The sequence below is a fragment of the Thalassotalea sp. G20_0 genome, from assembly GCF_017744175.1.
Taxonomy (GTDB): Bacteria; Pseudomonadota; Gammaproteobacteria; order Pseudomonadales; family Endozoicomonadaceae; genus Endozoicomonas.
The window spans coordinates 39,476-58,539 of sequence record NZ_JAGHQV010000033.1 but is presented as its reverse complement, the minus strand read 5'-3'; the positions used below and the strand labels follow the sequence as shown (position 1 = coordinate 58,539).

Annotated in this window: 17 protein-coding genes; 3 read left to right on the top strand and 14 right to left on the bottom strand. The window is 50.0% G+C overall.

Annotated elements, in window-relative coordinates:
* Positions 1-10: 10 nt before the first annotated feature.
* The 8 genes from gspL to gspE form a co-directional block, all read right to left on the bottom strand.
* On the bottom strand, positions 11-1,417 hold the full coding sequence (gene gspL, locus J7438_RS17945) for a type II secretion system protein GspL (protein WP_209277635.1): 1,407 nt from the start codon (positions 1,415-1,417) through the stop codon (positions 11-13).
* Entirely contained in the window at positions 1,417-2,508 is a 1,092-nt protein-coding gene (gspK, locus tag J7438_RS17940; RefSeq protein WP_209277634.1) for a type II secretion system minor pseudopilin GspK, read from the bottom strand. The genes gspL and gspK overlap by 1 nt, the downstream gene beginning before the upstream one ends.
* Positions 2,498-3,400 (bottom strand): type II secretion system minor pseudopilin GspJ, encoded by a 903-nt coding sequence (gene gspJ / locus J7438_RS17935; protein ID WP_209277633.1) that lies wholly within the window; start codon positions 3,398-3,400, stop codon positions 2,498-2,500. Before gspJ ends, gspK begins: the two co-directional genes overlap by 11 nt.
* Positions 3,400-3,861 carry a type II secretion system minor pseudopilin GspI gene (gene gspI / locus J7438_RS17930; RefSeq protein WP_209202307.1) on the bottom strand — a complete coding sequence of 154 codons (462 nt, stop codon included), beginning with the start codon at positions 3,859-3,861 and terminating at the stop codon, positions 3,400-3,402. Before gspI ends, gspJ begins: the two co-directional genes overlap by 1 nt.
* Complete coding sequence (gspH, locus tag J7438_RS17925; protein ID WP_209202305.1) at positions 3,846-4,349, bottom strand: type II secretion system minor pseudopilin GspH; 504 nt, start codon at positions 4,347-4,349, stop codon at positions 3,846-3,848. Before gspH ends, gspI begins: the two co-directional genes overlap by 16 nt.
* Before the next feature lie 26 nt (positions 4,350-4,375).
* Positions 4,376-4,798, bottom strand: coding sequence for a type II secretion system major pseudopilin GspG (gene gspG, locus J7438_RS17920; RefSeq protein ID WP_353620155.1), 423 nt, complete (start codon positions 4,796-4,798; stop codon positions 4,376-4,378).
* 134 nt (positions 4,799-4,932) lie between these two features.
* On the bottom strand, positions 4,933-6,153 hold the full coding sequence (gene gspF, locus J7438_RS17915) for a type II secretion system inner membrane protein GspF (RefSeq protein ID WP_209277631.1): 1,221 nt from the start codon (positions 6,151-6,153) through the stop codon (positions 4,933-4,935).
* A 30-nt stretch (positions 6,154-6,183) separates the two neighbouring features.
* Entirely contained in the window at positions 6,184-7,719 is a 1,536-nt protein-coding gene (gene gspE, locus J7438_RS17910) for a type II secretion system ATPase GspE (RefSeq protein WP_209202298.1), read from the bottom strand.
* A 144-nt stretch (positions 7,720-7,863) separates the two neighbouring features.
* Here gspE and J7438_RS17905 point away from each other — a divergent pair, with 144 nt between their 5' ends.
* Positions 7,864-8,511 (top strand): type II secretion system protein N, encoded by a 648-nt coding sequence (locus tag J7438_RS17905; protein WP_209202296.1) that lies wholly within the window; start codon positions 7,864-7,866, stop codon positions 8,509-8,511.
* A gap of 38 nt (positions 8,512-8,549) precedes the next feature.
* Positions 8,550-10,649, top strand: a complete 2,100-nt coding sequence (gspD, locus tag J7438_RS17900) for a type II secretion system secretin GspD (protein WP_209277630.1) — start codon at positions 8,550-8,552, stop codon at positions 10,647-10,649.
* 94 nt (positions 10,650-10,743) lie between these two features.
* Here gspD and J7438_RS17895 read toward each other — a convergent pair whose 3' ends face one another.
* Positions 10,744-11,622 carry a prenyltransferase gene (locus J7438_RS17895; RefSeq protein WP_209277629.1) on the bottom strand — a complete coding sequence of 293 codons (879 nt, stop codon included), beginning with the start codon at positions 11,620-11,622 and terminating at the stop codon, positions 10,744-10,746.
* A gap of 146 nt (positions 11,623-11,768) precedes the next feature.
* Positions 11,769-12,644 carry an AraC family transcriptional regulator gene (locus J7438_RS17890; RefSeq protein ID WP_209277628.1) on the bottom strand — a complete coding sequence of 292 codons (876 nt, stop codon included), beginning with the start codon at positions 12,642-12,644 and terminating at the stop codon, positions 11,769-11,771.
* 164 nt (positions 12,645-12,808) lie between these two features.
* Here J7438_RS17890 and J7438_RS17885 point away from each other — a divergent pair, with 164 nt between their 5' ends.
* Positions 12,809-13,972, top strand: a complete 1,164-nt coding sequence (locus J7438_RS17885) for an iron-containing alcohol dehydrogenase (protein WP_209202288.1) — start codon at positions 12,809-12,811, stop codon at positions 13,970-13,972.
* A gap of 77 nt (positions 13,973-14,049) precedes the next feature.
* Here J7438_RS17885 and sucD read toward each other — a convergent pair whose 3' ends face one another.
* The 4 genes from sucD to odhB form a co-directional block, all read right to left on the bottom strand.
* Complete coding sequence (sucD, locus tag J7438_RS17880; RefSeq protein WP_209277627.1) at positions 14,050-14,922, bottom strand: succinate--CoA ligase subunit alpha; 873 nt, start codon at positions 14,920-14,922, stop codon at positions 14,050-14,052.
* Positions 14,922-16,088 carry an ADP-forming succinate--CoA ligase subunit beta gene (sucC, locus tag J7438_RS17875; protein ID WP_163370820.1) on the bottom strand — a complete coding sequence of 389 codons (1,167 nt, stop codon included), beginning with the start codon at positions 16,086-16,088 and terminating at the stop codon, positions 14,922-14,924. The genes sucD and sucC overlap by 1 nt, the downstream gene beginning before the upstream one ends.
* Before the next feature lie 121 nt (positions 16,089-16,209).
* Complete coding sequence (gene lpdA / locus J7438_RS17870; protein ID WP_209277626.1) at positions 16,210-17,649, bottom strand: dihydrolipoyl dehydrogenase; 1,440 nt, start codon at positions 17,647-17,649, stop codon at positions 16,210-16,212.
* A gap of 104 nt (positions 17,650-17,753) precedes the next feature.
* Positions 17,754-18,998, bottom strand: coding sequence for a 2-oxoglutarate dehydrogenase complex dihydrolipoyllysine-residue succinyltransferase (gene odhB / locus J7438_RS17865; RefSeq protein ID WP_209277625.1), 1,245 nt, complete (start codon positions 18,996-18,998; stop codon positions 17,754-17,756).
* Positions 18,999-19,064: the final 66 nt, after the last annotated feature.

The following is a 19,064-nucleotide window of genomic DNA, read 5'->3' as shown; positions in this document are numbered from 1 at the left end:
TTCCCCCCAATCATCTCCTGATCGTAACTCTGGCAATCACACCGGACTTACCCTGGTTAGCGTTATCCAGCTTACCTTGTAAGCCGACAGTATTTAGCTTTTCCAGAAGCTGGTTCACCGTGTCCAACTCACCGGTTGCAAATTCATAGACCAATTGACCGGTAGCCTCGTTGAAATCAAGATGCCTGGGCTCAAGTTTTACCTTGTCGCCCATTGTGCCAGAAACACGGGAAAGAGCCTGAAGCATGGATAGAAAAGGGGTTTCGGAGGTTTGAGTATCCAGAGTACGAAAGCGGTGCTCCATTATTTGCTTAACATTAAAAGACATCTGTTGTCGTGCTTGTGCCTGCTGGGCTTGTCGGTCATTGGGGAATACCGAGAGGTAGTTTTTTATGGAATCCCTCCAGAGCGATTCCGACTTATTCTGATAAATCACGCCTTCTGCGGCTGACAGTCCAAGCTCAAGGACCAGCCAACAAGCAGCTGTGGCCAATAAGGGCCACCAGCGCCTGATAAATCGCCCTGCTCTTCTCGGGCACTGATAGGCCCCCTGTCGGAAATCAAGCAGCTGATTGTTGTGCCTTTCAGCAAAATAGAGCCCGGCAAAATACTCAAAGACCGAGCGCTTAAGCGGTACCTTATCGACGAGCCAACCACGCTCAGCAAGCAAACCGGATGTTTCATCCATTCTGGTTACGGCAACCGCCAGCGTGTTGTCAGAGAACATCAATCTGACTTTAGAGGGCAGCTCATCCACTGTTTCAGCAACCGTATTATCGAGAGAGCTGGCCAGAGTATCAGGGAGTTGATGATCTCCCTGATCGGGATGATCCGGAAATACGAAAGGGAGCGCTTCGTAATTCAGGGTAACGCCTTCACGACCGGGTGAGGCCATCATCACAGCATCATTGTCCATTATCAGGCAGGAATATCCCGGCTCAGCCTTCAGAAACTGCATTTCAGCCAGGATGCTGGTCAGGTGTAACTGATGTTCCTCAAAGAGGGCCAGCATGGCCTGTAGGGTTGAATGGGGAATACCGGCGACAGAAACCTGCAAGTCCCTGTCAGGAAAACCATGAACAATATGCATGGTTTCAATATCCTGGGCCAGGTGCTCCTCCACCAGATAAGGGAGTGCGGTTGCCAGGTGCTTTTTCTGGCCAGCATTAATCGTCAGGTGTTTATACAAACAAAGCGATCCCCCCAGGAGCAGAATCACCTCATCCGGCAGACGGTCAACGTCCTCTCGATCTTCAGGCTCGTCAGCACACCATGCTGCCCTGAGCTGATCGATCGCTGTTAAATGGAGTTCTCCAGGGAGTGAGCCTGTTGATGTGAATTTTCCCCACTGAACAACGGTATTGGCATCAACAGAGCTGACTGGAGCAGGTATTCGAACCAATAGTATTTTTTTCATTACATAGTCCCTGAGCTCTCTGTTAAATCGGCTTTATTAGCAGGAGCCCAATATTGACCCGGCCCGATTTCTCTCCCGATAACCTGCACATACCCCTCACTGCTTCGGTAAAAAATCGTTTTCAAGTAAAAGGTAGTCTCTCTGTACGTTGCCTTAATCCGGGCACTGAAATACTGACTGTCGAATACCACCCGTTCATTTTGATTTCTCTCATTAAAAATCCCGGCCTTTCCAGATAGAGCGACAAGCTGATTCAATTCTTCAATATTGGATAACCCGGCATCGCCCCGGCGGTTAATAATCATTAAGGCATCCCCATCGGAGATATTCTTGTTTAACGAGCGGATAACCTCTGGAAGGGCAGTGTTCATATTCATTTTTGATGATCTGGGTATAACCGTAATATATGGCAACAGTTTTTCAACTTCCTCGTTATTAAAACCATCAATTAACATCAATTCCGAAACTGACGTCATTTCAGTCTGTCCGGTTCGTCTTGGAGGAACAAGCGATAGATAGACCTGATCTTCCGTTCCCCGGGATACACTTTTCTGCTCTTTGCTCATCCAGCGAGCTATTTTGTCGGCCAGTTGTGGGTCCATGGACTGAGCTGTCAGCAGATTCTCAAACATTTGCACAGCCGGTGAACCACCTCTTTCAGCCCGCTGCTCACCTGAGGGCTTACTGTCATCAGCAAGCCAGTTCAAATTAAACCGGCTCTGCTCATCCTGAACCTGTAATTCGATAACACCCTGTTCAACGTCATAGTTGATGGTTTCAACATTCCACAGCTCATTTTCATGATCCACCATTCGGTTATTCTTTTTATCCTGTTGAAAATCTTGTTCCAGCAGCCATGCGACGTACTGTTCAGCGCCCAGCGCATAGTGTTTTGCCTGGGTTCTTTCCAGATATCGGGCATTCTTCTCAGTGTGCAGCCAGAGATTCATAACGATCTCAGAAGCGACCGTTGTGATCAGCAAAAAAATCAACAGCACATAAATAAGAGCAATCCCTGATTGGTGCCATGACGGGAATTTACCGGGCGAAGCCATAACTGGCTGACGGTTTTCAGCAGACTCAATAACCATCGACACTATCTCCGGAGCGGCCTCTGGGATGTGGCCGTATGTTACCCGGCGCGTTATTCCTGTTCTCCTGAGATGGTTCTCCCTCTTTATTGCCCTGATCAGGTTTGTAGGTGATCAGCGGAACCAAGGTGACCATGGTCCCCATCGTCTCATGAACAATGGTCAGCTCCACGGCCGTCGGTACTTGATCTACGCGCCCCACATTAGCAGCTGACTGAAGGTTCTGTTTTGGAGGCCAGCTGCTTACCCATTCCTTGTGATCATTGCGGAATCGTACTTTCACGCTGTTCACACCAGACAGCACAACCTGACGAATACGAGTAGATTCCGGCACCCTGTCCAAAGTAGGCCAGTAATAACGGATTAATTGATGATCCTCCACGGCATAAGACACACGCTGAAGTGTACTTCGTGCTGCCTTAAGGGGGTTTTGCCATCCTGAACGGGTAAACTCCATTAACGTCCGGCCCGGACCCGGTGCTTTCACGGCAGCCTGCTGCAAGCCTTGTTCATCCCTGACCGGTCTTCGGGTTATTTGCAACACGTCTTTTTCCAGAATGATTTCGGCCCGTTGTAATTTATCCATGTCATCCAGCACCAACTGCGTTGCTTCCTGCGCACGGGTTACTGACATAAACAGCTTATAGGCTGCCGTACTGATCATACTGAACAGTACGATAGCAACCATTAGCTCGAGAAGGGTAAAGCCATTGGGAATGAGTGATGGACGCTGCCCGCTACCCGTTGCCCGTTGCCCGAAAAAGCACCGGTACTCCCATTTTTTATGGTTAGCGGGCAACAGGTGGCAGGATACGACCTTGAACAGTCCAGCTAATATTTGGACCTGACTCCAGAGCAAGCCTCCGGCAACAAGAGATGCTTTACAAAACATTATTGTCGGGGCCTCCTCAGCCAGGTAGATAACCTTGCCAGGGGAACAGCACCTTTTTCTGGTTCAGACTCACCGATAAATACTTCGACCTGCACCTTTCTGAAATCGGGTGACCCGGTGGATGCGGATGTTTCCCGAACATACCACTGAAAACCGGCATAGCTTTCAATTTGGGGCCGAACTGCTGAACCACTCCAGCGCCCCTCGGCATAAAGTGTATTGAGATAGTGGTCGGCAATCTGCGAAGCCAGTATTTTTTCCTTCTGATATCGGGTCTGGCGAATGCTGTTGCCATCAGAAAGAATCAGCATAGAGGCGGCCAGGGCAAATACGGCCAGAGCTACCATAACTTCCAGCAGCGTAAAACCCTGACTGCGACTCAGGTTTCTGTCAGGTAGAAAAAGCCGGTTTAGCCTGAAATCCCGATAACTCATAGCAACGCCCGTTACTCCCTGACCCATTCAATATCTGACAATCCGTCTGTGCGCAGATAGAGTGACTGTTTGCTGTTGGCAACCGGAACAATGCCGAGCCTGAACGGGGTTACCTGGTAGTCTGAATAGAAAACAATGGATGGATACTGTTCATCCACATCAAAAGGCATGGAATTCTCACTGGACTCCAGGCTCAGGCTTAATGTGTCTGGCAGCAACCTTGGCTGAAAAGGGGATTGCTCCAATTCAGCCCACTCCTGAGTATCTGCCGGTAATACCCACCAGCGGTAATACCCCTCGTTATCAATTGAGAAGCCGTAGTGAGTATTTTCCAGCAGCGCTTTGTCACGAACCTGAGTAAATAATGCCTGCAATCGTGTCGCTTCTTTTTGCACCACCTTGTGAATACTGCCGGTTATCGGGCTTAGCAGGGTAATACCCAGAAGAACACCGATGATGACCACCACCACCAGCATTTCGATCAGGGTAAATCCTCGCTGTTGAGGTGATGCCATTTCCTTTTCCAGTCTGCCAAAAAAGCCTAGTTATCCCAGTTACCGATATCAGCATCGAGACCTTCGCCGCCCTCACGGCCATTCGCTCCGAAGGAATAAAGGTCGTACTTGCCATGATTACCGGGCTGTAAATACATGTAGGGGTTTCCCCACGGGTCCAATGGCACTTTTTTCAGGTACCCTTCAGGATTCCAGTTTCTGGGCTCTGGTGGAGACGATGGTTTTTTAATAAGTGCTTCAAGCCCCTGGTCCAGGGTGGGATAAAAACCATTATCAAGCCTGAAAAGCTCCAGCGCCTGAGAAATCGCTTCAATATCCGCACGGGCAACGGTGACCTTTGCCTGATCAGGCCGGGAAAGAATTTTGGGAACCACCATAGCTGCCAGAATTCCCAAAATGACCACCACCACCATAATTTCAATCAGTGTAAAGCCCTGTTCAGCTTGCACTGAATTAGCTGCATCAGGCCCTCTTCTTCTAAGCCGGTTTTTTATCATATTGGTTGACCTCGATTTTCTGTGAATAGGCCGTTCAGCATTTCATCCAGGACGGTTTAACGCTGTTTCACTCCCAGGTTGTCACCTCAATTCAACAGCTGGTTCATATTGAGTATCGGCAACAGGATAGCCAGAACAATCATCATGACCACTCCCCCCATCAGGACCAGCATCAAAGGTTCAAACAGTCCAAGCATGACGGTTATTCGCCCTTCCAGCTCCATCTGCTGATTCTGTGCAGTTCGTTCCAGCATCTGATCCAGCTCTCCGGTTGCCTCGCCACTGGCGATCATGTGGAGCATCAGGGGTGGAAAGTAGCCGGTTTCTGCCAGCGCCCTGTTAAGACTGGTTCCTTCACTGACTCGCCGGGCAACATCCTGAACGGCATGTTTGATGGCATCGTTATTAACCACCTGGGCAGCAATCATCAGGGCCTCTACCAGCGCAACCCCGCTGCGGGTTAACATGCTCAATGTACTGGCAAAACGGGCTGCATTGGCCGTTCGGACAAATCGCCCAACCAACGGCAACGTTAACTGAACCCGATGCCAGGAAAGTCGTATGGAGGCCTTTTTCAGTAAATGCCGGACAACCACAATAGCCGCAACAATTACACCAAAGATCAAAGGCCACCATGTCTGAAACCCCTCACTGGCATTGATCAATAGCTCTGTGATTAATGGCAGCTCCTGACCGGAATCCAGAAAGACCTTGATAACATCCGGCACCACAAATCCCAACAGAAAGCTGACAATGCCAATGGAAGCCAACATCAGTATGACCGGATAGACCAGCGCCTGCTGTATTTTCTGGCCAGAACGCATTCTGGCCTCAGTGTAGTCGGCCAGACGATTGAGAACACGGTCGAGATAACCGGCATGCTCCCCTGCGGCAACCGTTGCCCGATACATCTGGGGGAAGACTTCCGGGAAGGCTTCCAGGCTTTTGGCCAGGGTATAGCCTTCAAGCACCCTGGAACGAACCGCCAGCAGCATATTTTTTATCCGTCGTTTTTCCTGCTGGGCTGCCACACCATTGAGTGCTTCCTCTATAGGCATTGCCGCCTGGATCAGCGTAGCCAGCTGCCGGGTTACCGTAGCCAGCTCAACGGCTGAAATGCCCCGGCGTAGAAAGAAGCTTCTTCCCTCCTCTCCCTGCTGTTTGCGATCGGCAAGTGTATTAACTGACAGTGGTGTCCACTGTTTATCCCGCAGCATCTGGCGAACCTGACGCCCACTGTCCGCTTCCAGGGTACCCTTATGCTGTTTGCCCTGATGGTCCAGGGCTATGTATTCAAACGCGGCCATTATCCTGAGCCTTTTCTTCAGCAGCCATAATCAGTCCTTCTGGGTAACCCGAAGTACCTCTTCAAGAGTTGTAACCCCTTCCAGCACTTTTCTGCTGCCATCTTCACGGATGCCGGGACTGGACTCACGAACACAGTCCGTAATCTCCTGCTCCCCTTTGAGCCCATGGATCATTCGCCGGACCTGCTCATTAATAACGACAACTTCATAAATTCCGGTACGGCCACGATAGCCACTGAAATTACAGCCCTTACACCCTGCAGCGTGATACAGCGTTACGCCATCAGAAGCATCAATGCCTAACTGCTGGCATTCGGCATCATCAGGGGTGTATGGCACTTTACAGTCACTGCATAGCACCCTGACCAGACGTTGGGCAATCACCCCAAGTAGACTGGACGACATCAGAAAAGGTTCAATGCCCATATCCTGAAGACGGGTCAGGGCACCAACCGCCGTATTGGTATGAAGCGTGGAAAGCACCAGGTGCCCGGTCAAACTGGCCTGTACCGCTATTTCAGCGGTTTCCCGGTCACGGATCTCTCCGACCATCACCACATCGGGGTCCTGTCTCAGAATAGCTCTCAATCCCCGGGCAAAGGTCATATCGACTTTTGTGTTTACCTGGGTCTGGCCAATTCCTTCCAGGTGATACTCAATGGGGTCTTCAACGGTGAGAATATTTCGGGTCTGGTCATTCAGAAGGGTAAGGCTGGCATATAGGGATGTTGTCTTGCCGGATCCGGTTGGCCCTGTCACCAGAATAATGCCATAAGGTTTTTTCAGCAGCCCCTCGATCAGTGAACGGTTCCGCTCCGTCATGCCAAGGTGCCTGAGTTCAAGACGGCCTGCTGCTTTGTCCAGCAGCCGGAGTACTACCCGCTCGCCATTACTGGAAGGCAGCGTGGAAACCCGGACATCCACTTCCTTGCCGGCCACCCTCAGCGAAATCCGGCCATCCTGGGGTACCCGTTTCTCAGCAATATCCAGCCGGGCCATCACCTTGATACGGGAAACCAGCAAAGAGGCAATGGTTCTCTTCAGAGACAGTACTTCCCTTAACACACCATCCACCCGCAGCCGAACCACAAGTGCCGACTCAAAGGTTTCAATATGCACATCGGAAGCACCTTCCTTGATCGCCTCAGTGAGCAACGCATTAATTAAACGGATAACCGGGGCATCGTCACTTTGCTCAAGCAGGTCTTCCGTGATCGGAACGGCATCCGCCAGACTGGTCAGGTCCGGGTGATCACTGATGCCAGCCGCATCCTGCAATGCTTCTGAACTGTCATTGTGATAACAGTGAGCCAGCACCTCTGACAGTTTTTCGGCATCGACCCGCTCATAGGCAGGAAAAACGCCGGAAAAGCGACTGATCTCGGCAATCAGGTCAGCCGATGGTGTGTTGTGAAAATAGAGTGTGGCTATCCCATTATCATTCTCAATGAGCACAACGCCGTGCCTTTTGGCAAAACTAAAAGGCAGTCTTGGTAAAACGCTGGCTTCACTTTCAGCATCATCTTCGGTGTCATAGTCAGCGGTCAGAAGTGTAGCCAATATCATGAACTCCTTAAATCAAAAAGGAAGCACCCGGGAGGCGGTTAGGCCTTTCCTTTTTGAAAAAACTTATTTCTTTAAAAAACAAAACTCTTATGCTTTTATTTAGAGTAAAGAATAGCCTATTCGTTAACTTCAGAAGATATGACCATGAAACCAGTGGTTTTCACCACATTTCTGCAATGGGGGCATAAAAATAATCGGAACCTTATCATTCTGATTATTTTCATCATCATGATCCTTAGCCTCAGTTTTCAAGCATTTCACTTTTATCAAATCGTCAGCAGCGAACCCTTGAAAAATAGTGTTAATAATAAAACTATCGTTTTGAAAAACTCCTCAACCATCAAACATGAAGACTTTGAGCTGATTTTTGGTTTTAGTGACAATCAGGAAATAACTCAAAACAATAAAGAGATCCCCATAACAAAAATGAACCTGATTCTCAGAGGGGCGCTCTCAGGCATTGAAACCAAAAAGTACGCAAGTGCAATTATTCAAATAGCCAACCAGGACAAGTTATATGAAATTGGTGACGCTCTTCCCGGAGGTGCCATTCTGAATCAGGTTTATTCCGATCACATTGTCATTAAACGGGGTGACCAGCTTGAAAAACTATACTTTCCGGAAACAGCCAGAGATTCCAGAGCCTTTCAGGAATTCAGGCCTGTGGCGGAAGACATCCCCGAGTCAATGGAACAGCGTCCGGGCAACCATGATTATCCGGATGATATGTCTCTTGAACAGCGAATGCAGGACCTCAGGGAGAAGCTGCAGGACGCCAGTCAGGAACTGTAATGACAACAATGACAAACTGCTGAGTTAATGGTCATATCATGAACACCAGAGCGCTACTCTTGTTACCACGTTTACCACACTCTCATAACAGAAAGTTAATCAGAGCCATTCCTCTGGTGCTGATGATGGCTGTCACACCGCTGTTTGCCAGCAAGGTAAACACCGGCTTACAGCCTGCTGCCAATAACACCTTACCGACACCCGATGATAAGCTCTGGACACTGAATCAGCAGAATGCCGATATCCGTGAATTTATCACCCAGGTTGCCAAAATAACCGGAGAGACATTTGTTATCGATCCTCGGATTAAGGGTGGCAATACCGTTACCGTCATTTCCAGCAAGCCATTGAGCCGGGATGAGGTCTATGATGTTTTCCTGGAAGTCCTGTCCGCTAATGGTTATACCGTCATTCCCAAAGCCGATGGCCATATTATTAATGTTGTCCCCACAGCCACAGCAAAGACCAGCAGCCCCGGAGACACTCAGAAGCCCATTGATGGCGTGATGACCACCAGAGTTGTTGATCTGCACAGCGTATCCGCTGTCGAAGTCATCCCGATTATTCGCCCCCTGATTGCCCAGTATGGACACGCTGCAGCATCTGCTTCCAGTAATGCGGTCATCATCAGTGACCTTGCCGATAATGTAGAGCGCATCACCAAACTGATACGGGAGCTGGATGATGCTGGCAATAACGACTATGAGGTCATCCAGCTGAAACACGCCTGGGTGGGAGATGTCTCAAAAATAATCTCTGATACCTTGGTCACCGGCAAGGGACAGCTACCCAGCGGGCTCCAGGTGATCGCCGATGAGCGAAGCAATCGTCTGGTGGTTAAGGGCAATGCCAGCAAACGGGCACGGGTCAGAAAACTGGCTGACACCCTTGATAAGGAAGGTATTCGAAAATCAACCACCAAAGTCATGTTCCTGAGTTTTGCCGATGCCAAAAACATTGCGGAAATTCTTTCGGAAGCCTCAGGCATTATTCAAGACAGCCAGGGAAAGAGAAGCACTGCAACGCCATCGTCACCGGTTACATCAGGCTCAGCCTCTCCTGGTAACTCATCAAATCAGTCCTCTTCCCAAGCCTCCACCAAGTCTGGAGCTAAAAGCAAGTCCGCAGCAACAACAGCGTTTGTAAAAGCGGATGAAACCCAGAATGCCCTGGTTATGATCGCCGACCCGGAAACCCTTCAGGAAATGGAGAAGATTGTCAGGCAGCTTGATGTTCCCAGGGCCCAGGTGTTGCTGGAGGCCGTTATTGTTGAAGTGTCTGGTGGGATTAATGATGCCTTAGGTATTCAGTGGGGCATTGATGGAACTGACACGATTCGTGGTACATCAACCAGCTCCGATTCAGGTAACAGTATTAAAAGCAGCATAACCGGGCATATTCTGGATAACACCGGTATTGCCCTCGGATCTCTGGCGCTGCGCGCTGATAACTTCGGTGTTCTGGTCAGTGCGTTAAGCGCAAAGTCCAATAACAATATCCTGTCTACCCCCAGTATGCTGACCCTGGACAATGAAGAGGCAGAGCTGATTATCGGCAAAAATATTCCCATAAAAACCGGCTCATACCAGACGTCATCCAGTGGCAATAGTAATAACCCTTTTACCACCACTGAGCGCAAGGATGTGGGGCTAAAACTCAAGATCACACCCCATATCAACGAAGGTAACAGCCTGAGACTGATGCTGGAGCAGGAGGTTTCTTCACTGGATGTGGGCACCACCAAACAGCTGCTTGGCTCCGACAGCAATGACCTGCTGTTCAATACCCGCTCCCTGAAGACCTCGGTACTGGTGGACGATGGTCAGACCGTCGTTATTGGTGGACTGATTGAAGACATCAAATCCAAAACCAGGAAAAAAGTGCCGCTGCTTGGGAGCATCCCGATTTTGGGCAACCTCTTCCGTTACAATCAGAGCGGCGATGAAAAAAAGAACCTGATGTTGTTTATCAGGCCCACCATCATGCGTAACTCGGAAACACTGGTAAAAGCGACCCGGGATCGATTCACCAAACTGAAGCTTATCGGTAATGGCAACACCAGAAAAGGTATTAACCTCCCGAACCGACCCGAGGAGTTATTTGATGCGGAAACCTATGACCTGAGAAACAAGGACTGACGGTACTGGCCTGTATTATGCCCAGACTAAAGCAGTTTTTAAGATACCCGATAAACGACATCGGGTGTTTTGTATATCAAGGCTCTCTTCTCCTCTAAAAAACAATTGAAAGCATAAAGCCCAAGCCAAAGATGATAAAAAAACGTCCCGTCAGAGGAGGCAAACGGACCATTTCAGCATCACTTGAATGGTTGGCAAGCAATTTGATAGGCGCAATGGCAAAAGGCAGCGCTATCAGTAGATAAAGAGGGTTATCCAGCTCTCCCAAATAGTACAACATAAAACTGACAGGAAACCCTGCCAGCAAAAGCACGACATAAAGGCATTTCGCTTGAACCAATCCCATACGAACGGTTAACGTACGGATATTGTGACTGATATCATCCAGGTAATCCCGGATCTCATTGGATAGCAACAGCGCAGAAGCCAGCAAGCTCACCGGAATCGACATCCAGACCACTTCATTATTCCAGTACCCCCCAACGGCATAAAAGGCACCACTGACCATCAGCACGCCAGTGAACAGAAATACTGCGGGCACTCCCCAGCCGCGATGTTTGTAGACAATGGGTTCACCGGTATAAAAATAGCCACCGACAACACCAAAGACACCAAGCAACAATAACGGCCAGCCAACATCGATCACCAATAATAGTCCCACCATGCAGGCAATCAGGGCGCATACACCCGCCAGTATAAAGTTTCGATGGATCTGCTTAACCACCTGCCTTGCCAACTCGCCAGAACGTTTTTTCCACAACACCAGATCAGCATGATCATTGGCAAGATTGCTGGCTGTCTGAAGTAATAGGCCAGCCAACATGACCAGCAGTGCTCTGCGCCAGTCACCAACACCCTGCTGATAAGCCAATACCACGCCAAGGCCACAGGTGACGAGGGCGACAGAATAAGAGAAAGGGCGTAGAGCTCTGGCAAGTCGATATTTGTCCGGATTCAGATCAAGGGCATCCACTGGCAAGCTCCTGAGAAAAAAGCGGGAGAATAAGGAAATTTCACAGCAATGGCTATAAGAACGCCACAAAAAGGCAGCAGTGGAAATGGAAAGCAGCTCCCTTACTTCAGGCAGTGGCTAATAAGCCCTGCCACCGCCTGAAAAAATCAGGCTGCCGCACATGCCTGAGGCGTTAACCCAAAGTAACGTTTAAATTCCCTGCTGAATTGCGTTGGGCTCTCATAACCAACCTCGGCAGCTGCCTGCTTTACTCTGACCCCATGATCCTGCAACAACTCTCTGGCCCGACTCAGGCGCAGTTTCTTCAGGTACTGAATAGGCGACGATGATGTCATATGCCGGAAATTACGATGGAAGGTTGATGGGCTCATATTAGCCATAGAGGCCAGGCACCCAACATCAAGGGACTGATCATAATGCTCATGCATATACTTCATTGCCCGCTCAAGACGGGCAATATGCGTATTGTGTCTGGCCAGGGCAAATAATGGCGCGGCCTGCTCCCCGTTAAGAACATGAAAAAGCAACTCTTGCACCAGCCCTTTTCCTAACGCTTCACTCTCCAGCGGCGAGTGAAGGCACTGAGCCAGCCTTAACACCGTTGCTGAGAAAGAATCCGTCACCGGGCTGACATATAGGCTGCTTCGTGCCTCTAACAGATCTTCCATGGTGTCTGTCGCCTGTTGATGATGGTCGAACAACCGCACCAGCGGATGCAACAGGCTGATATCGATATCCACCAGTATGGATAACAACGGCTTATCTTCTACAACGATGGTTTCGCATTCCGCAGGAATAGGCAAGGTCAGTACCAGATAGTTATCCGGATTATATTCATAAGTCTGCTGCTCCAGATAAATCCGTTTTGCACTCTGGGCAACAATAAAAATGCCCTGGCTATAACACAATGGCTCACGCTCTCTGGATTCGCTGGCTTTAAGAACGCCAACGCCGGGTATATGGGTTTTGTTATAGCCCTCTTCTTTGGCCAAAAGAGAGAGGGTCTGAACTAATGGCGTCATGAGTTATCTTCTGATCGGTAATTTACTTCGGCACAGCATAGCTTCACCCAATACATAAAAAAACCACCCCTGATCGTTTTAGGCATGACTTTGCCAGTTATGGTCATTCTATTCCTGCACAGAAACGATACTCTACGCTAGACCATTCATGAGGAAGAATCGCAATGATGAATTTTAATTATCAAAACCCAACCCACATTGTGTTTGGCCAGGACCGTCTGCAGGAACTGGATCAACTGGTACCGGCTAATGCCAAAGTACTGGTCCTATACGGCGGTGGCAGTGTCAAGAAATTTGGCACCCTGGAAAAAGTGCTGGCCGGCTTAGGTAACCGTGAGGTCCTTGAGTTCAGCGGTATCGAGCCAAACCCGAAATTCACTACCCTGATGAAAGCTGTTGAGATCGTCCGCGCTGAAAATATCGACTTCCTGCTGGCGGTTGGTGGCGGCTCTGTCATGGATGGCACCAAGTTTGTTGCTGCAGCTGCACCTTATGAAGGTGACGAGGTGGATCTGCTTAAGGCAGGTTTTGCCGGTGCGCCGATCACCACTGCCATTCCACTGGCTACGGTTGCGACCTTACCAGCCACGGGTTCCGAAATGAACATGGGTGCCGTTATTTCTCACGACATTGGTAAACTGCCGGTTATGAGTCCACTGCTCTACCCTCAGTTTTCCATTCTGGATCCATCACTGACCTTCACCCTGCCACCAGTTCAAATTGCTAATGGCATAGTTGATGCATTCGTTCATGTGCTTGAGCAGTATGCTACCTACCCTGTTGACGCCCAGATTCAGGATCGTATGGCGGAAGGTATTCTGAAAACGCTGATTGAAGTGGGCCCGGTAACACTGGCTGAGCCAGAAAACTACGATGCCCGAGCCAACCTGATGTGGAGCGCTACTTCAGCACTGAATGGCTATATTGGTGTCGGCGTTCCCCAGGACTGGGGCACCCATATGATTGGCCACGAGCTAACTGACCTGTTTGGTCTGGACCACGCCCAGAGTCTGGCGGTGGTTCTGCCGTCCCTGTGGAAGCTGCGCAAAGATAAGAAGCGGGCAAAATTGGTGCAGTATGCAGAACGCGTTTGGGATATCAGAGAAGGTAGCGACGATGAGAAGATTGATCTCGCTATTGAGAAAACCCGCGATTTCTTTGAATCACTGGGTGTGAAAACACGACTGTCACAGTATGGTGTTGAGCATAACCAGATTGAGAACGTGATCAAGGCTCTGGAGGCCCATGGCATGACGGCTCTGTCAGAGACCGGTGACCAGGATCTCAATACTTCCCGTGAAATCCTTGAAGATGCTTACGCAGCCTGAGCACTGATTCAGTATTTTCCATCACAAAAAGGCCAGAAATAAATCCGGCCTTTTTAGTGTTACCTGAACCGATTGTTTTACCAACCGGTCACTTCTTTCAGAGCTTCACCGATATCCGCCAGACTTCGAACCGTCTTGACACCTGCTGATTCAAGTGCCGCAAACTTCTCATCGGCAGTCCCCTTGCCACCAGCGATAATCGCACCGGCATGCCCCATACGCTTGCCAGGAGGCGCTGTTACACCGGCAATGTAAGAGACGACGGGTTTGGTGACATGTTCCTTGATATAAGCAGCCGCTTCTTCTTCGGCAGAACCACCGATTTCACCAATCATCACGATGGCTTCGGTCTTATCATCATTCTGGAACAGTTCCAGAATATCGATAAAGTTGGAACCGGGAATAGGGTCACCACCAATACCAACACAGGTAGACTGGCCAAAGCCATAATCGGTGGTCTGTTTGACCGCTTCATATGTCAATGTACCGGAACGGGAAACAATACCCACCTTGCCCGGCAGATGGATATGGCCGGGCATAATACCGATCTTACACTCACCCGGCGTGATAACACCCGGACAGTTTGGACCGATAAGACAAACCCCCAACTCATCACACTTAACTTTGCATTCCAGCATATCCAGCGTAGGAATACCTTCAGTGATGCAGACAATCAGCTTGATGCCAGCATAAGCAGCTTCAAGAATGGAGTCCTTACAGAAAGGAGCAGGAACGTAGATAACCGAAGCTTCAGCACCGGTCTGATCAACCGCTTCAGCCACTGTATTGAATACGGGCAGACCCAGGTGAGTCTGACCACCTTTACCCGGTGTTACACCACCCACCATCCGGGTACCGTAAGCAATGGCCTGTTCGGAGTGAAAAGTACCCTGGGAACCGGTGAACCCCTGGCAGATAACTTTGGTGTCTTTATTAATTAAAATGCTCATTACTGGTTCCCCGCTGCCTTAACTACCTGCTGGGCAGCCTCGGTCAAACTGTTGGCCGCGATGATATCAAGTCCACTATTGGCAAGGGTCTGCGCACCCAGATCAGCATTGTTGCCTTCCAGGCGAACCACCACAGGGACTTCAACCCCGACTTCTTTCACCGCACCGATAATACCTTCAGCAATCAGGTCACAGCGGACAATACCACCAAAGATATTGACCAGAACGGCTTTCACACTGTCATCGGAAAGAATGATCTTGAAGGCTTCGGTGACACGCTCTTTGGTTGCACCACCACCAACATCCAGGAAGTTGGCAGGCGCACCGCCATGCAGCTTGACAATATCCATGGTACCCATGGCAAGGCCTGCACCATTTACCATACAGCCAATGTTGCCATCCAGTGCGACGTAGTTCAGCTCCCACTCAGCAGCATGGGCTTCACGGGCATCTTCCTGGGAAGGGTCATGCATGGCTTTCAACTGTGGCTGACGGTACAGTGCGTTGCTGTCAATGTTGATTTTCGCATCCAGACAGTGCAGGTCACCCTCTTTAGTGATAACCAGCGGGTTGATCTCCAGCAGGGCAAGATCGCACTCCTGGAAGAGTTTCGCCAAACCGAGGAAAATCTGAGTAAACTGCTTGATCTGTTTTCCTTCCAGACCCAGTTTGAAGGCCAGTTCACGGGCCTGATAAGGTTGGGCACCGGTCAAGGGATCAATGGTCGCCTTAAGGATTTTTTCCGGCGTTTCTTCCGCCACCTTCTCAATTTCAACCCCACCTTCAGTGGAGGCCATAAACACGATGCGACGGGTTGCGCGATCAACAACAGCGCCAAGATAAAGCTCTTGATCAATATCAGTGCAGCTTTCAACCAGTATCTTGCTGACCGGCTGGCCATTTTCATCGGTCTGATAAGTGACCAGGTTTTTCCCTAACCACTGCTCGGCGAACGCGCGGATTTCGTCTTTGCTGGAGACCAATTTCACACCACCCGCCTTACCACGACCACCGGCGTGAACCTGGGCCTTAACCACCCACTGATTACCACCGATTTCATCGGCAGCAGCAGCGGCCTGCTCTGGCGTATCCGCAGCGACGCCCTGAGATACAGGCAGACCATATTTGGCAAAGAGTTGTTTGCCCTGATATTCATGAAGATTCATTCTGACGCGGCCCTCTTTTTTATTTGAGCGTTGTTTTTAAGTTTCTCGTCAAACCATATCCCTGGATATTGTCTATGAAGAAAGGAGCAAGTCGGCCCTGACCGCTCCCCTTAAGATACGTTTAACGACGTTTGCGATTGGCAATATGGATAGCGTGGCCATCAACTGCCAGAACCGCTTCGTGCAGCGCTTCACTCAGGGTTGGGTGTGAGAAGATGGTCAATGCAAGATCTTCACTGCTGGCAGCGAACTCCATGGCAATAACCCCCTGTTGCACCAGCTCAGCCGCACTTGGGCCCACAACATGAACGCCAAGAATACGGTCAGTTACCTTGTCAGCAATCACCTTGACCATGCCATGGGTATCATTGGCAGCCAGCGCACGACCACTGGCGGCAAACGGGAAGGTACCCACTTTGTACTCATCACCACTGGCCTTGACTTCTTCTTCCGTTTTACCGACCCAGGCCACTTCAGGGTGAGTATAAATAACCGAAGGAATCAGGTCATAGTTCATCTGTGCTTTCTGACCAGCAATGATTTCCGCCACCATAATGCCTTCTTCACTGCCTTTATGAGCGAGCATCGGGCCCCGAACCACATCCCCAACCGCATAAACGCCGGGAACGTCAGTTGCGCAGTTATCATCAACGAAAATGAAACCACGCTCATCCAGATTGACACCGGAGTCTGTAGCCAGCAGGTTTTCTGTATAGGGACGACGACCGACAGCAACAATCAATTTATCAAAGGTCAGCTTCTGCTCATCACCATTGGCATCCTGATAGGTAACCTCAACTTCGCTACCCTTGAGTTCAGAGCCGGTCACCCGTGCACCCAGGCGAATATCCAGTCCCTGTTTCCTGAAAATTTTCTGGGTTTCTTTGGCGATTTGCTGATCAGCCAGGGCCAGGAATTTATCCTGGGCTTCAAGGACAACCACTTCGGCACCCAGCCGTCCCCAGACAGAGCCCAGTTCCAGACCAATAACACCGGCACCAATAACCCCGAGGCGCTTCGGAACTTCCTGAAACTCAAGCGCACCGGTGGAGTCAACAATAAGGCCTTCAGTGAGTGGTGTGGGTGGAATTTCAATGGGACGGGAGCCGGTGGCAATCACCACGTTTGCAGCATCAACCACTTCGACAGAACCGTCAGCCCTGGTTAATTCAACCTGCTTGCCAGACAGCACTTTACCGGCCCCTTCAAGCAAGGTCACACCATTTGCCTTGAACAGGCCGGTCACACCGGTAGTCAGCTGGTTCACAATATTGTCCTTACGGGCAAGCATTGCAGGTACATCGATGTCTACGCCACTGTGCTTAATGCCATGTTTGGCAAAATCTTCCCTGGCTTCAATATATTTGTGAGAGCTATCCAGAAGTGCCTTGGAAGGGATACAGCCAACATTCAGGCAGGTACCGCCAAGCTTTGCCTTGCCCTTATCATCGGACCACTTCTCGATACAGGCAGTTTTCAGCCCCAGCTGGGCTGCGCGAATAGCGCAGACGTAACCGGCAGGGCCTGCGCCAATAACTACCACGTCGAACTGATTTGCCATAAGTTATTTCCAAAACGGTTTATAAAACAAGGTATACGGGTCAAGTCAATCAATGGGCAGCAAAACTTGATAGAAAAAATAAGGCTGCCCGATACAATCCGGAATCAAACATCCAGAAGCATTCTGGCCGGATCTTCCAGTAGTTCCTTGATGGTCACGAGAAAGGTGACTGCGTCCTTGCCATCCAGTAGTCGGTGATCATAGGACAGGGCAAGGTACATCATGGGTAAAATTTCAACCTTGCCGTTAACCGCCATAGGACGCTCCTGAATTTTATGCATTCCCAGAATTGCCGACTGTGGTGGATTCAGGATGGGCGTTGACAACAGTGAACCGAATACACCGCCATTGGAAATGGTGAACGTGCCACCGGTCATTTCATCAATGCCAAGCTTTCCATCCATTGCCTTTTTACCGAACTCACGGATTTTTGCCTCAATATCGGCAAGACTCATGTCTTCAGTGTTACGAAGCACTGGCACAACCAGCCCGCGATCACTGGAAACGGCAACACCAATATCCTGGTAACCATGGTAGACAATATCATTGCCATCAATAGAAGCATTGACCACCGGATGGCGGCGGAGCGCTTCAACACAGGCCTTGACAAAGAAAGACATGAAACCGAGTCGTACGCCATGACGTTTCTCAAAGACATCTTTGTACTGGGCACGAAGCTCCATAACCGGCTTCATATTGATCTCGTTGAAAGTAGTCAACATGGCTGCATTCTGCTGAGCCTGAACCAGACGCTCGGCAACTTTGGCACGTAGCCGGGTCATGGGCACCCGTTTCTCTACACGCTCACCGGAAAACACCGGTGCGGTTGCCTCGACCTGAGGTGCTGGTGCGGCAGCAGCGGGCACTGCCGGAGTGGCAGCTACAGCCGGAGCAGGTGATACCTGAGCACCACCTTCAACATGACGAACCACATCTTCCTTGGTGACACGACCACCTTTACCGGTACCGGTAATGGCTGCTGGATCAAGGCCTTTCTCATCAGCCATCCGGCGTGCTGCAGGATTGAGAATGGGCTCTTCCTTAATGGCTTCCGGTGAAGCTGCCGGAGTAGCTGAAGCTTCAGCAGCCGCCGGGGCGGTGCCAGCAGAAGCACCCTCCTGAAAGATTCCAACCACTTCACTGCTGAGAACAACTTCACCTTCAGGCTTGATAATTTCACTCAAAACACCATCTGCCGGTGCAACAACTTCAAGAACCACTTTATCGGTTTCGATATCAACCAGCAGTTCATCCCGATGGCATTGCTCACCGGGCTGCTTGTGCCAGGTTGCTACAGTGCCATCAGCAACGGATTCAGGAAAGGTAGGTGCTTTAATTTCTGTGGCCATTATTGATCCTTTGCGTCTTCGCCCCTTTGAGCGTTATCCACAGAAACTGTGTAAAACGCTCTGGCC

What these genes read in the sequence shown, in the direction of transcription:
- gspL (WP_209277635.1), bottom strand. Translation starts at nt 1,417, where the DNA reads ATGAAAAAAATACTATTGGTTCGAATACCTGCTCCAGTCAGCTCTGTT.
- gspK (WP_209277634.1), bottom strand. Translation starts at nt 2,508, where the DNA reads ATGGTTATTGAGTCTGCTGAAAACCGTCAGCCAGTTATGGCTTCGCCC.
- gspJ (WP_209277633.1), bottom strand. Translation starts at nt 3,400, where the DNA reads ATGTTTTGTAAAGCATCTCTTGTTGCCGGAGGCTTGCTCTGGAGTCAG.
- gspI (WP_209202307.1), bottom strand. Translation starts at nt 3,861, where the DNA reads ATGGGTCAGGGAGTAACGGGCGTTGCTATGAGTTATCGGGATTTCAGG.
- gspH (WP_209202305.1), bottom strand. Translation starts at nt 4,349, where the DNA reads ATGGCATCACCTCAACAGCGAGGATTTACCCTGATCGAAATGCTGGTG.
- gspF (WP_209277631.1), bottom strand. Translation starts at nt 6,153, where the DNA reads ATGGCCGCGTTTGAATACATAGCCCTGGACCATCAGGGCAAACAGCAT.
- gspE (WP_209202298.1), bottom strand. Translation starts at nt 7,719, where the DNA reads ATGATATTGGCTACACTTCTGACCGCTGACTATGACACCGAAGATGAT.
- J7438_RS17905 (WP_209202296.1), top strand. Translation starts at nt 7,864, where the DNA reads ATGAAACCAGTGGTTTTCACCACATTTCTGCAATGGGGGCATAAAAAT.
- gspD (WP_209277630.1), top strand. Translation starts at nt 8,550, where the DNA reads ATGAACACCAGAGCGCTACTCTTGTTACCACGTTTACCACACTCTCAT.
- J7438_RS17890 (WP_209277628.1), bottom strand. Translation starts at nt 12,644, where the DNA reads ATGACGCCATTAGTTCAGACCCTCTCTCTTTTGGCCAAAGAAGAGGGC.
- J7438_RS17885 (WP_209202288.1), top strand. Translation starts at nt 12,809, where the DNA reads ATGATGAATTTTAATTATCAAAACCCAACCCACATTGTGTTTGGCCAG.
- sucD (WP_209277627.1), bottom strand. Translation starts at nt 14,922, where the DNA reads ATGAGCATTTTAATTAATAAAGACACCAAAGTTATCTGCCAGGGGTTC.
- sucC (WP_163370820.1), bottom strand. Translation starts at nt 16,088, where the DNA reads ATGAATCTTCATGAATATCAGGGCAAACAACTCTTTGCCAAATATGGT.
- lpdA (WP_209277626.1), bottom strand. Translation starts at nt 17,649, where the DNA reads ATGGCAAATCAGTTCGACGTGGTAGTTATTGGCGCAGGCCCTGCCGGT.
- odhB (WP_209277625.1), bottom strand. Translation starts at nt 18,998, where the DNA reads ATGGCCACAGAAATTAAAGCACCTACCTTTCCTGAATCCGTTGCTGAT.